This is a genomic window from Aeromonas veronii (assembly GCF_040215105.1).
Lineage (GTDB): Bacteria > Pseudomonadota > Gammaproteobacteria > Enterobacterales > Aeromonadaceae > Aeromonas > Aeromonas veronii_G.
The window spans coordinates 3,290,771-3,305,196 of the sequence record NZ_CP157875.1 but is presented as its reverse complement, the minus strand read 5'-3'; the positions used below and the strand labels follow the sequence as shown (position 1 = coordinate 3,305,196).

The following is a 14,426-nucleotide window of genomic DNA, read 5'->3' as shown; positions in this document are numbered from 1 at the left end:
CTTACTTGCCGCGCTCGCCTTGCTGATATTCGTTGCGCAGGCAGCGCAGCAGCAACTCGGCCGCCGGCCCCAGCGCGTCTACCGAGGGGGTGAGCAGGTAGGTATAAAGGTAGCGCTCGCTGCCATCTTCCAGATTGAGCTGGACCAGGCTGCCGTCGGCGAGTTCACCGCGCACCAGATGGCGCGGCACCCAGGCGTATCCGAGACCGAGGCGCAGCATGCTGAGCACCTCGTGGTAGTGGGTCGCCTTCCAGCCGGTGTCGTCCGCATCGTTCCAGTCCACCGAGCGGTGGATTGGCGGGTGCAGGCTGATCTGGTGGTGGTTGCCGAGCTGTTCGGCGGTGACGGGCGCTTCATGACTGGCGAGGGGATGCCCGGCCGCGCACAAGGGCAGCAGACAAACCTCGTCCAGGGGCAGGCCGGTGCGATCCTGAGGCAGATGCTCGGAGAGCATCAGATCCCCGACCTGCAAGGCGTTGAAGTGGCAGTGGATGCGCTCGTGAAGATTGATGCGACAACCGCGGCTGCGGGGGGAGAAGCTGGCCAGGGCGCGGTAGAGGCGCTCCCTGGGCTGCAGGGCCGAGACATAGAGGTTGATCTGCGGCTCCCATTGCCGCTCCAGGTTGTTGGCCAGATTCTCCAGCTCTTCCACCTGCTGGCTGAGCTGACGGGCCCGCTTGAGGAAGATCTCCCCGGACGGCGTCAGGACGGCCTTGCGCCCCCGCACTTCCAGCAGGGCCACCCCCAGACTCTGCTGCAGCTTGGCCACCGCATGATTGAGGGACGATTGGCTCTTGTTCAGCGCCTCGGCGGCCTGAGCATAACCGCCGCAGTCCACCACGGCCTGAAAAATCCGCCATTGCTCAAACGTGCTCTTGGGACGAAACATAGTTCAACCTGTCAGGGGAGGATGGGGGCAACAGAGTCCGTTGTTGCCCTCATTGACTGTAACCCCATTTGCCTAGTTTGTTGATTTATTTGGGTTGGGCTACGAAGGTCTGTCCGTTGTTGCCCCGGCTGTCGCTGCCCATCAGATAGAGATAGAGCGGCATCAGGTCGGCCGGCGTCTTCAGCACCTGGGGATCTTCTGCCGGGAAGGCGCTGGCCCGCATCCTGGTGCGGGTGCCGCCCGGGTTCAGGGTGTTGACCCGCACCGCAGTATTTTCCAGCTCGTCCGCCAGCACCTCCATCATTCCCTCGATGGCAAACTTGGAGATGGCATAGGTGCCCCAGTAGGCACGACCCTTGCGACCCACGCTGGAAGAGGTGTAGACGATGGAGGCATCGCCGTGCGTCTTCGCGGTCTGGCGAATGAGGGGCAGCAGGGCCTGGGTCAGCAGGAACTCGGACTTGACGTTGACCTGCATCACCTCGTCCCACTCCTGCTCGGGGATCTGCTCGAAGGGCGACAAGGTGCCGAGCAAGCCGGCGTTGAACAGTACGCCGTCGAGACGGCCGAACTGCTGGGCGAAGGTCTCGGCCATGCCGAGGTAGTGGCTCTTGGTGGCGCCTTTGAGATCCACCGGCACGATGGCGGGCAGGGGGTGCCCGGCCGCTTCAATCTGGTCGTAGACGGCCTCCAGCTTGGCGCTGGTGCGCCCGAGCAGGATCACGGTGGCGCCGTGGGCCGCGTAGGTGAGGGCCGCTTCCCGGCCGATGCCGTCACCGGCACCCGTCACCAGAATGACCTTGTCCTTGAGCAGTGCCCGGGGGGCCTGATAGTCGAGCATGTGGACTCCTGTTAACAATGTGGGCGGCCTCATGGCGGCAATGGAGGGCAGTGTACTGATCCGGCCCCGCCCTTGACCAGTGCGAGAGGGGAAAAAATGTGAAACGAGCCGCGGGATTGTGTCGACTTATCAGCAGATTGGCGACTGCACGCAGAGTTTTTGCACCCTGTAGCCAAACTCCTTACTATGTGAAAAAACCGAACATAGAGCGGAGTATCGAGTGACATTTTTGACCGAATACGGCCTGTTTCTGGCCAAGACTCTCACCTTGCTGCTGGCCATTGCCGCCGTCATCCTGATGGTGGTGAGCAGTCGCCAGCCCAAGGCGCGCAAGGGGGAGCTGGTGGTGACCGATCTCTCCAGCGAACTGGAGCAGGGTCGCTACCAGTTGCAGTCGGCCCTGGCCGACAAGGGGCAGCGCAAGCAGCTGGAGAAGGCGCGCAAGGCCGAACAGAAGGCGCGCGCCAAGGCCGATGATGAGCGCAGCCGGCTGTTCGTCATCGATTTTCACGGCAGCATGGATGCCAAGGAGGTCACCTCCCTGCGGGAAGAGGTGAGCGCCGTGATCGGGGTCGCCAAACCCGGTGACGAGGTGCTGCTACGCCTCGAGTCCGGTGGTGGCGTGGTGCACGGCTATGGCCTCGCGGCCTCCCAGTTGCAGCGCCTGCGGGACAGGGACATCAAGCTCACGGTGGCCATCGACAAGGTGGCGGCGAGCGGCGGCTACATGATGGCCTGTGTGGCGGACAAGATCCTGGCGGCGCCGTTTGCCATCGTCGGCTCCATCGGGGTGATTGCCCAGATGCCGAACTTCAACAAGCTGCTCAAAAAGCACGACATCGAGTTCGAGATGCACACCGCAGGTCAGTACAAGCGCACCATCACCATGTTTGGCGAGAATGACGATCTGGGGAGGGAGAAGTTTCGCGAGGAGCTGGGCGCCATCCATGAGCGTTTCAAGGCGTTCGTGGCCGAGCACAGACCGGCCCTCGATATCGATGCGGTGACCACGGGAGAACACTGGCTGGCGAGCGAGGCCAAGCAGCTCGGGCTGGTGGATGCGCTCAGTACCAGTGATGACTACCTGCTGGCCCAGGCCAGCCATCACAAGGTGATCGGCATCAGTTATCGCAAGCCCAAGAGCCTGACCCAGAAGCTGGGCCAGCAGGGCGCCCAGGCGCTGGAGGGGGCGATCGGTCGCCTGTGGCAACAGAGCCCCTGGCGCTGAGTCGTGGCAACGTAGCACCAAATGAAAAAGCCGGGCATTTGCCCGGCTTTTTGTTGTCTTCGCCTCAGCGCTGGAAGGGGTAGACGGATCCCAGTTTCAGGATCTGGGTCAGCTCGTCCAGGGCGGTGCGGCTCTCCAGCACCAGGGCCGGATCCCGCAAGTCGTCCAGGGCCAGGCTGTCGCGGTAGTGGCGCTCCACCCAGTTATCCAGACGGGTGAACTGGTTGTCGTCGATGAGACAGGCCGGGTTCACCGCCGCGAGCTCGGTGTCGTTCATGGCGACTCGCAGCCGCAGGCAGGCGGGGCCACCGCCGTTTCGCATGCTCTGCTTCACATCCATGAAGTGCACCCCCTTGATCGGGGTACCCAGCGTCACCAGCTTGGCCAGATAGGCGGACACGGCCGGGTTGCCCTGGCATTCAGTCGGGGCGATGATCGCCATCTCGCCGGACGGCAGGGTCAGGATCTGGGTATTGAACAGGTAGGATTTCACCGCATCCTGCACCGACACCTCGTTGGTGGGCACCTCGATGAAGTGCAGATCGCCGTCACCGAACTTGGCGCGTACCTCGGCCAGGGCCGAGGCGGTATTGAGGAAGGCCTGCTGGTGGTAGAACAGCACGTTCTGGTTGCCCACCGCGATCACGTCGTTGTGAAACACCCCCTGATCGATGACGTCCGGGTTCTGCTGGATGAAGACGGCGCTTTCCTCGCCAAGGCCGTGCAGGCGGGCGATGGCCTGGCTCGCCTCCAGGGTCTGGCGGGCCGGGTAGCGTTTGGGGGCGGGCTGGGAGACGTCGAAGGCGCTGCGGCCATAGACGAACAGCTCGACCCCGGCCTCGCCATAGGCGCGGCACAGTCGGGTGTGGTTGGCGGCCCCTTCGTCACCGAAGTGATCGTTCTCCGGCAGATGGGCGTGGTGATAGAAGTGGCGATCGTTGTTGAACACGGCGCGCAGGATGCGCCCCGTCACCTCGGGTTCGAGGGAGCGGTGGAACTTGTTGGTCAGGTTGGCAGGGGTGAAGTGGATGCGGCCGTCCTGGGTATCGGCACTCGGCGAGACGGTGGCAGCGTTGGCGGTCCACATGCTGGAGGCGGAATAGCAGGCGGCCAGCACGGCGGGGGCCTGTTTCGCCGCCTGGGCCAAGACGCTGGCATCTGATCCGGTGAAGCCGAGGCGACGCAGGGTGGCGAGATCGGGTCGCTCCTGGGGAGCCAATACCCCCTGCACCATGCCGAGCTCGGTCAGCGCCTTCATCTTGTGCAATCCCTGCTTGGCGGCCTCCTTCGGATTGGATGCCGCCGATGCATTGCTCTGGGAGGCCACGTTGCCATAGGAGAGGCCGGCATAGTTGTGGGTGGGGCCGACCAGGCCGTCGAAGTTGACCTCGAAGTGCTTCATGATGACATCCTTTCGATTTTTATATGGGTTGCGAGTCCTTCCGCGCACAAAGCTGCGGCGAGTGGCCATTATAAAGAGATTTCATCCTTTGTAACAAGCTGATAACCCTGGTGGTTTTTTATGTAACAAGGACGGCTGGATATGTCATTTCCAATCTAAAAAAGGGGGGTATATGGCATAAAAACAAAAAAGCGGTTGATTCCCTCGCGTCGGCTTCGCATTAATAAATAAAGAGTCGGTAGGGGGCGTATGGGTCAAGCAAATTTGTCGCCAAGATTGCTTTTTCCCGTCAAATCTCTTATACAGCCCCACAAAACCGCACGCCAACCCCGTCGGGTGCAATGAGGATAATAGTTACAGCATGGGCAAATCACTGGTCATCGTGGAGTCTCCGGCCAAGGCCAAGACCATCAACAAATATTTGGGCAAGGACTACGTGGTCAAATCCAGCGTAGGCCATGTGCGCGATCTGCCGACCAGCGGCAGCGCCAGCACCGAACCCAAAAAACCTGTCATTCGCGGCATCAAGCTCAGCGAATCCGAGAAGGCGGCCAAGGATCGCAACGCCCTGTTCGCACGGATGGGGATCAATCCGACCGCAGGCTGGCAGGCCAACTACCAGATTTTGCCCGGCAAGGAAAAAGTGGTCAGCGAGTTGCAAAGTCTGGCCGCCAAGGCTGACACCATCTACCTCGCAACCGACTTGGATAGAGAAGGGGAAGCGATCGCCTGGCACCTGCGGGAGATCATCGGCGGTGACGACAACCGCTACAAGCGGGTGGTGTTCAACGAGATCACCAAGACCGCCATCCAGGAAGCGTTCGCCCAGCCGTCCGAGCTGAACATCCATCGCGTCAACGCCCAGCAGGCCCGTCGTTTCCTCGACCGGGTGGTGGGCTACATGGTTTCCCCGCTGCTCTGGAAGAAGCTGGCTCGCGGTCTCTCCGCCGGCCGGGTACAGTCCGTCGCGGTGCGCCTCATCGTGGATAAAGAGCGCGAGATCAAGGCCTTCGTGCCGGTGGAGTTCTGGGATCTCAACGCGGATCTGCTGACTGGCGACAAGAGTGCCCTGCGCATGGAAGTGGTCAGCCGCAACGGTACCGACTTCAAGCCGGTCACCCAGGCCGAGACCTTCGCCGCCGTCGCCGCCCTGGAAGGGGTCGACTACAAGGTGGTGAACCGGGAAGACAAGCCGACCGGCTCCAAGCCTTCCGCCCCCTTCATCACCTCCACTCTGCAGCAGGCGGCCTCCACCCGTCTGAGCTTCGGGGTGAAGAAGACCATGATGATGGCCCAGCGCCTCTATGAAGCGGGTTACATCACCTATATGCGTACCGACTCCACCAACCTCAGCAAAGAGGCGGTGGAAGCGGTGCGGGAATACATCGGCGAGCAGTATGGCGCAGCCTACCTGCCGAGCGAGCCGAACCTCTACGGTGCCAAGGCCAACGCCCAGGAAGCGCACGAAGCCATTCGTCCCTCCAGCGTGCAGGTGACCGCAGAGATGCTCGAAGGCATGGAGCCGGATGCGATGCGGCTCTATGACCTCATCTGGCGTCAGTTTGTCGCCTGCCAGATGACCCCAGCGCAGTACGACTCCTCCACCCTGACCGTCAAGGCCGGTGAATTCGAGCTGAAGGCCCGTGGCCGTACCCTGCGTTTCGCCGGTTGGACCAAGGCCCTGCCGCCCATGGGGCGCAAGGGAGAAGACAGCCAGCTGCCGGCGGTCACCGTCGGCGAGATCCTCAAACTGGTCAAGCTGGATCCCCGTCAGCACTTCACCAAGCCGCCCGCCCGCTTCACCGAAGCGGCCCTGGTGCGCGAGCTGGAGAAGCGCGGCATCGGTCGTCCTTCCACCTATGCCTCCATCATCTCCACCATCGTCGATCGTGGCTATGTGCGGGTCGAGAGCCGCCGTTTCTTCGCCGAGAAGATGGGGGAGATCGTCACCGACCGCCTGGTGGAGAACTTCGTCGAGCTGATGAACTACGAGTTCACCGCCAAGATGGAAGACAAGCTCGATGGCATCGCCGAGGGGAGTCTGGAGTGGAAGAAGGTGCTCGACGCCTTCTACGCCGAGTTCACCCAGGAGCTGGAGCAGGCCGACAAGCCCCACGAGGAAGGCGGCATGCGCGCCAACCAGATGGTGCTGACCGACATCGACTGCCCGGACTGCGGCCGCAAGATGGGGATCCGCACCGCCACCACCGGCGTCTTCCTCGGCTGCTCCGGCTATGCGCTGCCCCCCAAGGAGCGCTGCAAGAAGACCATCAACCTGGTCAGTGCCGACGAGTTCGTCTCCGCCACCGACGACGGTGACGAGGCAGAGACCGAAGCGCTGCGGGCCAAGCATCGCTGCAACCTCTGTGGTACCGCCATGGATGCCTACATCATCGATGACAGCCGCAAGCTGCACGTCTGCGGCCGCAACCCGGATTGCGATGGCTACGAGATTGAGCAGGGTCAGTTCAAGCTCAAGGGCTACGAAGGGCCGAGCATCGAGTGTGACCGCTGCGGAGCCGAGATGCAGCTCAAGAACGGCCGTTTCGGCAAGTACATGGGCTGCACCAACGAGAGCTGCAAGAACACCCGCAAGATCCTGAAAAACGGTGACATCGCGCCGCCGAAGGAAGATCCGGTGCCGCTGCCCGAGCTGAAATGCACCCAGTCCGACGCACACTTCGTGCTGCGGGACGGCGCCGCCGGCCTGTTCCTCGCCGCCAGCAACTTCCCGAAATCCCGTGAGACTCGTGCGCCTCTGGTTGAGGAGCTCAAGCGCTTCCGTGACCGCCTCTCGCCCAAGCACCAGTACCTGGCGGATGCGCCGGCGTCAGATCCTGACGGTAACGCCTCCGTGGTGCGCTTCAGCCGCAAGAGCAAGGAGCAGTACGTGATGACCGAGGTCAACGGCAAGGCGACGGGCTGGACGGCCCATTACGACAACGGTAAATGGCAGGAGAGCCTGGCAAAGGCGAAGAAATCCTGACCGCCGAGGTTCACACATTGATGAAAGAGGCCCCTTGCAGGGGCCTTTTTATTGGGAGAAGGGGATATACTGAATTGGCTGCATGGATGGCAGCGCAAGACACGGAGGTTGTCATGGAGATACATGAAATCCGGCCGGGCATGACCTGCCTGACCCGTGAAGGAACGGCCTACGTGCTGGAAGTGGACAGACAGAGTCTGCTGGTGCTGCTGCAGCGGGAAGATGAAACCATCCCGGTGCAGGTGCGCAGCGACGAGATCCTGGGCCCCCTCACCAGTGAATGAACGGGATCCCTAGAAGGGGATGAGAAAGAGCAGCTCGGCCAGGTCGGGCTGCCACTGCCACTCCCGCATCCTGACCCGCCCCCCGACGACCACTACCCCCTCCTCCTGCAATCGCCCCGTCTGTTCATCGAATCCCGCCGACCCCTTCGGCAGCGAGATGGTTCCTCCTGCCCCCAGCACCCGGTGCCAGGGCAAGGTCTTGTCGGTCTCTCTCAGTACCTTGCCCACCAGGCGGGCGCGCCCCGGCAGCCCGGCGAGATCGGCAACCTGTCCATAGCTCACCACGCGACCGGCGGGGATCAGGGCCAGGATCGCCTCGATACGGGCGACCTTGCCAAGGGAGGGGCTGGGGGGATCCATCATGGCATTGTCATCGCTTGAAAGAGGGGAGGCGCCATTGTGGCGCCTCCTTTGTTTGCAGGGCAAGGCCTAGCCGAAGGTTTGGCTCAGTCCCCGCAGTTCTCGGGCGCGCTGGAGCAGCGCCTGGCTGGAGTCATCCACCGCCTGCATCTTCTGGCTGTTGGCGCGGGAATACTGGGAGATCTGGTGAATGTTGCGGCTGATCTCCTCCACCACCGCCTGCTGCTGTTCTGCCGCCGCCGCAATCTGGGTGGAGAACTCGGTGACCTGTTCTATCTCTCCCAGCACCAGGTGCAGGTTGCCCGACCCCTGGCGGGTCATCTCGGCGCACTCCCGGGTATGGGCCAGGTTGTCCTGCATCATGCCCTGCCAGCGTCCCAGGGTCTGCTGGATCTGATGGATGCTGCCCTGGATCTGCTCGGTGGCCTTGTGGGTGCGGGTGGAGAGGGTGCGTACCTCGTCCGCCACCACGGCAAAGCCGCGGCCCTGCTCGCCGGCACGAGCGGCCTCGATGGCGGCGTTGAGGGCCAGCAGGTTGGTCTGCTCGGCGATGCCCTGAATTTCCCCCATGACGCTGCCAATTCGCTCGGATTCGCTGGCGAGTTCCACCGCCGAGTGGAAGGCCTGCTCCGCCTGATGCGCCAGTTGTTCCATCTGCCGCTCGGTCTGATCCAGCTGCCTTACCGTGTGTTCGCAGCTGCTGCGGGCCTCGGTCACCTGGCTGTTGGTGTCCTGGATGTTGCGGGCGATCTCGTTGGCGGTGCTGGCCATCTGGGTCATGGCCGCCGCCATCTGCTGGGTCTGGGCATCCTGCTCGTTGATGTCGAGGAAGGCCTGATGGGAGGAGTCCTTGAGGTCGGTGGCCAGGGTCTGCAGCGGGTGAGTGGCATCGTTGACCCGCCCCAGCACGGTACGGATGCGGGCCTGCAGCATCTTCAGGTGGAAGTCGGCGATGGCCCCCGGGGCATCACCGGAGTAGACCAGCCGGGTCAGGCTGTCATATTGCTGGCCGAGCTGTTTGAGGTAGCGCGGCAGCGCGATGATCTCGCGCCAGTAAGTGGCGGTGACGAGGAGCAGGGGCAGCAGCATCAGCAGGACCGTCATCATGCCCTGGGTCGTACCAGCCCAGCCCAGCAGCCCCAGCAGCAGCCCGGCGAGCAGCATGGGCCTGAAGCGGCGCAGGGAGGGCAGGGGGCGGCTCTCTCCCCGCTCTGCCTTGAGCAGGGCCTGATAGGCCTGGCTTGCCACCTGCTTGAGCTGGGGCTCGGGTTTGCAGCGCACGGATTGGTAGCCGCTGATCTGGCCCTGTTCGTAGATGGGGGTGACATAGGCGTCGACCCAGTAGTAGCGGCCATCCTTGCAGCGGTTCTTGACCACCCCGCGCCAGGGGTTGCCCTCCTTGAGGCGATCCCAGAGATCGGCGAAGGCCACCTTGGGCATGTCGGGATGGCGCACCAGGTTGTGGTTCTGGCCGACCAGTTCATCGACCTGATAGCCGGCGATGCGGCAGAAGGCGGGATTGGCGTAGGTGATGACGCCGCGCAAGTCAGTGGTGGAGACGAGTTGTACGTCGGCAGGAAACTCCACTTCGCTGTCTACTATTGGAACCTCAGTGCGAGCCATGCAATAAACTCCGATTTTTGTGCTTAGTTATTATCAGTAGGCCGGACGTTTGGCTGCGAAACAGGCGTCGTCGCCAGGCTTCATCGGGGGCTTATTCTGCCTATAAAGGAGGATAAAAAGTAGGGCTTAGTTGTAATTTTGTTAGCCAGGTAAAAAAACGGCGACCAAAAGGTCGCCGAAAAGAGAAAGATAACACTACCTCTGTGGCACCCGGTAACGCACCTGCAACTGACTAAGAATTTGCAACTGGCCAGGCAGACGGGCGACGAAGTGCTCCCATGACTTGTGGGCAGGGGCACTCCAGGCCACCTCGGCCGTGGCCAGCAGGCGTGGGAACAACATATAGTCGAGCCGATCCCGCGAGATGATCTGCTCGGACCATAAGGGGCTCAGCACCCCCAGGATGTTATCGTTGGCATGGAAATCGATGGGGGCCGGGTCGCAGGCGTAGACCTGCTCCAGGCTGACGGGGCCGGCCCAGTAGAGGCCTGGCTCCTGATAATCATGGTTATAGGCCTGATCCAGATAGAGTTGCTGGGCGGGGGCCATCACCACGGGGTAGCCCTGGCTGGCGGCATCCAGCCCCGCCTGGAAGCTGGTCCAGGCGAAGACGGTGGCATCCCGGCTCACCTTGTCCCCGTGCAATATCTCCTCCCACCCCAGCATCTTCTTGCCCCTGGCGGCCAGGTACTGCTGGCAGTGGCGCAGCACATGGCCCTGCAGTTCACGACAATCCTGATACCCCTCTTGCTGCATCAGCTGCCGACAGGCCGGGCTGTCGGTCCAGACGCCGTGGGGCACCTCGTCCCCCCCCATGTGGATCTGCTCCCCGGGGAAGAGAGCACAGACCTCTTCCATCACCTTGTCGAGGAACTCGTAGGTACCGGGCAGGGCGGGGTTGAGCACGTTGTCATCGAAGAACTGCACCGACAGGTAGCGGGAGCTGTCCGCCTCTTCCCGCAGCAGCGCGGGCAGGGCCTTGATGGCGGCGTGACAGTGACCGGGAATGTCTATCTCCGGGATGATGGTGATGCCAAGCCCGGCGGCATAGGCCACCAGTTCGCGCACCTCACTCTGGGTGTAGTAACCGCCGTAAGGATCCGGCCCGCCGCTCAACTGGGGATCCACCGCCAGGCCGTGACCACGCCAGGCCGCCACTTCGGTCAGTTGCGGGAAGGCCTTGATCTCGAGGCGCCAGCCCTCGTCATCGGTCAGGTGCCAGTGGAAGCGGTTGAACTTGAAGAGGCTCATCTGCTTGAGCAGCCGCTTGATGGTGGCAATGGAGTGGAAGTGACGTGAGCAGTCGAGGAAGATGCCGCGAAAACCGAAGCGGGGCTCATCGCGAAGCTCGAGGCAGGGCAGGCTCTCTCCGTGCTGCAGCGCCCACTGGGCAAGACTGACCAGTCCGTGGCGCCAGCCCGCTTCTCCCGCCGCCTGGATCACCACTTCACGGGGGCTGATGGAGAGCTGGTAGGCCTCCGGGGCGAGGGGGGCCTCGACGAGGTGGATCTCGGCATCGTGATCCTGACTGAGGGCCAGCCCGGTCAGCTCGTTGAAATGGGCAAGCAGGGGGCCAAGGGGCGGGGGGCCGCTGACATGGGCCCGCTCCGCCAGCCGGAAGTTGCCCTCGGGCAGCCGCAGGTGGGCGGGTTGGGGCACGATGCCGTTGGCGGCTTCCACCTCGGGCAGCTCGGGGGTGGCGGCAGGCAGGGGCGGCAGGCCGAGGGCCTGGCTTGCCAGGGTCACCGGCAGCAGCTGGGGGCCGGATCCCGTGTCGCCGAGGCTCAGGAAGAAGCCCTGTGGCAGATCGGAATTACGTTTTATGGGGGTGCTGCGACAGCAAAAACGCAGTTCGCTGCCGCCATCCTGGGGGACAAGCACCTTGTAGCTGCCGCTCTGGCGCTCCAGGGTGCCCCCTTCGACGGAGCTGGCGTCGATCTGCCGCGGCAGGCAGAAGTGCAGCTTCCAGGGGCTGTCCGGCAACTGGCTCAGGGTGAAATGGAACCAGACATCATCACCGTCACGTCGGTCAACTTGGGTATGGATCAGGGGTGCAGACATGGGTATTCCTCTGATTGAGCGAACAAGATGGCACCCTCAAGGGCATCGGCCATGGGGGGAACCAGGTTGAGATGGGCAAGACGGGGGGCCAGACGCGTGCCGACGCCGCCGAGCAGGGCAATCCGGTGGGCCCCGAGCTGCTGCATGCCCTCGAGCAGGCTCTGCAACTGGGCGCAGGTTTCATCCAGCAGCTGACAGGCGAGGGCATCGCCGTCGCTGGCGGCATCGAATACCCAGGGCGTGAAGCGGCCATAGTCCGCCGGGATGGCGCGACTCGCCCAGCGCACCACCTCGGCCTGATCCTGCTTGAAGTGAGCCAACAAACGCTCGGCGAGCAGGCTGGGGGGCAGGATGCCGTCATGGCAGAGCAGGGCCTGTTGCAGGGCGCGCAGCCCGAGCCAGGCACCGCTGCCGAGATCCGAGATGGGGAAGCCCCGCCCCGAGCAGGTGCGCAGTCGCCCCTCCCGGTAGATGAGCCCGGCGGAGCCGGTGCCGGCGATGAGGATGGCCCCTTCCCGGCCACCGAAGGCGCCGAGGCAGGCCCCGAAGGCATCGGAGGTGAGCCGCACACTGGCATAAGGGAAGGGCATGGCCAGGAGGGCGTGGTAGCAATCCGCCAGCTCGGCGGAGGCGAGCGCCAGCCCGACGCTCATCAGCGGTTCCGCCCCCTTGCCAAGACCCGCCTCGGTGCGGGCCAGATCGATGGCGGTCAATACGTGGCGATGGGCCAAGGGAATGCCGAGCTCCAGATTGGAGCCCGCGGCCCGCCCTTCACCCAGCAGCTTCCCCGCCCTGTCGCGGATGCGGGCCCGGGTATGGGTGCCGCCGCCATCCACGCCGACCCAGTATTCAGTCATGGGAGCCTCCGAGGGTGCTCTGCCAGCTGATAGCCAGGGCGAACCAGGCGGACTGCATGGAGGATCCACGGCTCCCCCAGCGCCAGTTTTGATCGAGCCGATCCTTGTACGTCTCAATCATGGGAACCTCCGAGGGTGCTCTGCCAGCTGATGGCCAGGGCGAACCAGGCTGCGTGGGGGATCCACTGCTCCCCCCAGCGCCAGTTCTGATCCAGCCGCTCCTTGTAGGCATCCGGGATGAAGGCGATGTCTGCCTCGTCATCGAAACCGGCGGTGATGCCGTTGCAGATCCCGCCCGGCGCATTGGGGTAGCCGGCGGTGTAGCTCGGGTTGTTGATGCCGTGCCCCGCCAGCATGCAGGCGTTGAAGGGGTTTTGCCCCAGGATCCAGTCGAGCTGGCGCTGGCCGAAGGCCTGTAGTGGTTTGCGCTGCTGTGGCAGCACAGATGCAGCGGAAAATGTCATGGCGGCGAGGGAGGCCAGTCTGGCGTTTTCTCCCTGCCACCAGTAACCGGATTCGTTGTGGTGGGGCATGAAGAAGCTAATGCGGGGCTCCTCGCCCACTCCTTTCACATACTGACGGGCGAGGGCGAAGGGGTTGCCCGCCTGGGCGGCCAGCGCCAGCTCGGCCGCCAGCGCCTGTTGCACCACGGCCTGCACCTTGAGTTTGCGCGCGGGATCCGGCTCCAGGGCCAGGTATTCCAGCAGGGCCAGCACCGGCAGGCCCGCCTCGGCGGCGTGATAGTAGGGGCGCGCCCCGTCGTCATCGGCGGCCCAGTAATGGCCGAGCTCCGGATGGGGATGCTGACGGGCACAGAGCCGGGCAGCCCTGTCTCTGGCTTCGCCGAGCCACTCCTGGCCCAGGGTGCGGGTCAGCTCCACGGCGGCGAGCAGGGCGCAGTAGTCGTCGATGATGTTTTCGCGACAGTCGTCCAGATAGGCGAGGTTGTGCTCACGCAGGTGCAGATAGCCGCGGCGGGCGGCCTCGGCGTAGTGGCTGGCATCAAAATCACCGACCGCGGACTCCCGCGCGGCACGGGCCAGGGCGGCGATGGTCATGCCCCCCCCTTGCCGGAATCCCGCCTGCCAGTCGGCGGACTTTAGCCCCTGCTGGGTGGCGTAGGCGCACAGCTCCCGCTGCTCGGGATCCTTGCTCCACTTGTCGAACAGGGTCATGTAGAAGAAGCCACTCTCGTCCTGCATCCGGCAGAGGAAGTCTGCCCCGTGCAGGGCCTCGTCGGCGAGCCGTTTGCACAGGTTCAGGCCGTCGATATCGGTGCGTGTGCCGAGCAGATCCCGGCACTTGAGCAGGGCCCAGACCACCAGGGGGGTCTGCTGGGGGTTGAGGTAGTTGGCGTACGAGAGGTGGCTCAAGTACTTGCTCATGTCGCCGCTGGCATCGAACCAGCCACCGCGCACATCCCGGCGCTGCTCGGTGCCAAACTGGCGGGCCTGGCGATCGGCCTGATCGAAGGCACCGCTCGCGCGCTGCCCCTTGAAATAGTGAATGACATCGGACAGGCAGGTGCGACTCAGCAAGCCAGGGCCGATGGCAAAGCGGGGGGAGCGGGTGACGGAGGGGGTCGCCTCTCCCTCGCGCTGGGTGACGGCTTCCAGCCGATAGTGGCCGGGCTCTTTAAAGGCGCTGAAGTCGGCGCGCCAGAAGTGGCGACCCTGCCAGCCAGGAACCTTACCGGCGGCCTGCAACTCGGTGTCGAACAGGATCTGGCCATCGTCCAGACGCAGCAGCCGCACCCGGCCGCTGAGGGGCTGTTCAAAGGCGCCTTGCAGCAGGGCCACCTTGTGGCCATCGCAGTCGTAACCCACCTGATTGATCAAGAGTTCCATCGAAGAGTGACTCCCCTGGCCTGCCGCAGCAGGCGAGGCGGTTGGCGG

At 63.7% G+C, this 14,426-nt stretch carries 12 protein-coding genes; 3 read left to right on the top strand and 9 right to left on the bottom strand.

The window, feature by feature from the left end:
- Position 1: 1 nt before the first annotated feature.
- Together ABNP46_RS15175 and ABNP46_RS15170 are read right to left on the bottom strand one after the other, a co-directional pair.
- Complete coding sequence (locus tag ABNP46_RS15175; protein ID WP_349918903.1) at positions 2–889, bottom strand: LysR family transcriptional regulator; 888 nt, start codon at positions 887–889, stop codon at positions 2–4.
- 85 nt (positions 890–974) lie between these two features.
- The gene (locus ABNP46_RS15170) at positions 975–1,730 is read right to left on the bottom strand and encodes a YciK family oxidoreductase (protein ID WP_349918901.1); all 756 of its coding nucleotides are present in this window, start codon (positions 1,728–1,730) and stop codon (positions 975–977) included.
- A gap of 220 nt (positions 1,731–1,950) precedes the next feature.
- On the opposite strand from ABNP46_RS15170, the gene sohB reads away from it, so the two are divergent.
- The gene (gene sohB / locus ABNP46_RS15165; protein WP_349918899.1) at positions 1,951–2,958 is read left to right on the top strand and encodes a protease SohB; all 1,008 of its coding nucleotides are present in this window, start codon (positions 1,951–1,953) and stop codon (positions 2,956–2,958) included.
- Between the two features lie 64 nt (positions 2,959–3,022).
- Here the strand turns inward: sohB and astB are convergent, their stop codons facing one another.
- On the bottom strand, positions 3,023–4,360 hold the full coding sequence (gene astB / locus ABNP46_RS15160; RefSeq protein ID WP_349918898.1) for an N-succinylarginine dihydrolase: 1,338 nt from the start codon (positions 4,358–4,360) through the stop codon (positions 3,023–3,025).
- 361 nt (positions 4,361–4,721) lie between these two features.
- Between astB and topA the strand changes: the two genes are divergently transcribed.
- Both topA and ABNP46_RS15150 read left to right on the top strand, forming a co-directional pair.
- Positions 4,722–7,346 (top strand): type I DNA topoisomerase, encoded by a 2,625-nt coding sequence (topA, locus tag ABNP46_RS15155; protein WP_349918897.1) that lies wholly within the window; start codon positions 4,722–4,724, stop codon positions 7,344–7,346.
- Between the two features lie 113 nt (positions 7,347–7,459).
- On the top strand, positions 7,460–7,630 hold the full coding sequence (locus ABNP46_RS15150; protein WP_349918895.1) for a hypothetical protein: 171 nt from the start codon (positions 7,460–7,462) through the stop codon (positions 7,628–7,630).
- A 9-nt stretch (positions 7,631–7,639) separates the two neighbouring features.
- On the opposite strand, the gene ABNP46_RS15145 is transcribed toward ABNP46_RS15150, so the two are convergent.
- The 6 genes from ABNP46_RS15145 to ABNP46_RS15120 all read right to left on the bottom strand — a co-directional run bounded on the left by ABNP46_RS15145 (position 7,640) and on the right by ABNP46_RS15120 (position 14,378).
- The gene (locus ABNP46_RS15145) at positions 7,640–7,993 is read right to left on the bottom strand and encodes an MGMT family protein (RefSeq protein ID WP_349918893.1); all 354 of its coding nucleotides are present in this window, start codon (positions 7,991–7,993) and stop codon (positions 7,640–7,642) included.
- A gap of 66 nt (positions 7,994–8,059) precedes the next feature.
- Entirely contained in the window at positions 8,060–9,613 is a 1,554-nt protein-coding gene (locus ABNP46_RS15140) for a methyl-accepting chemotaxis protein (protein WP_349918892.1), read from the bottom strand.
- A gap of 195 nt (positions 9,614–9,808) precedes the next feature.
- Complete coding sequence (locus tag ABNP46_RS15135) at positions 9,809–11,674, bottom strand: beta-N-acetylhexosaminidase (protein WP_349918890.1); 1,866 nt, start codon at positions 11,672–11,674, stop codon at positions 9,809–9,811.
- Complete coding sequence (locus ABNP46_RS15130) at positions 11,659–12,531, bottom strand: BadF/BadG/BcrA/BcrD ATPase family protein (RefSeq protein WP_349918888.1); 873 nt, start codon at positions 12,529–12,531, stop codon at positions 11,659–11,661. The genes ABNP46_RS15135 and ABNP46_RS15130 overlap by 16 nt, the downstream gene beginning before the upstream one ends.
- Complete coding sequence (locus ABNP46_RS15125) at positions 12,524–12,652, bottom strand: hypothetical protein (RefSeq protein WP_349918886.1); 129 nt, start codon at positions 12,650–12,652, stop codon at positions 12,524–12,526. Before ABNP46_RS15125 ends, ABNP46_RS15130 begins: the two co-directional genes overlap by 8 nt.
- Positions 12,645–14,378: a glycoside hydrolase family 9 protein gene (locus ABNP46_RS15120; protein WP_349918884.1), complete on the bottom strand. Its 1,734-nt coding sequence runs from the start codon at positions 14,376–14,378 to the stop codon at positions 12,645–12,647. The genes ABNP46_RS15125 and ABNP46_RS15120 overlap by 8 nt, the downstream gene beginning before the upstream one ends.
- Between the last annotated feature and the right edge of the window lie 48 nt (positions 14,379–14,426).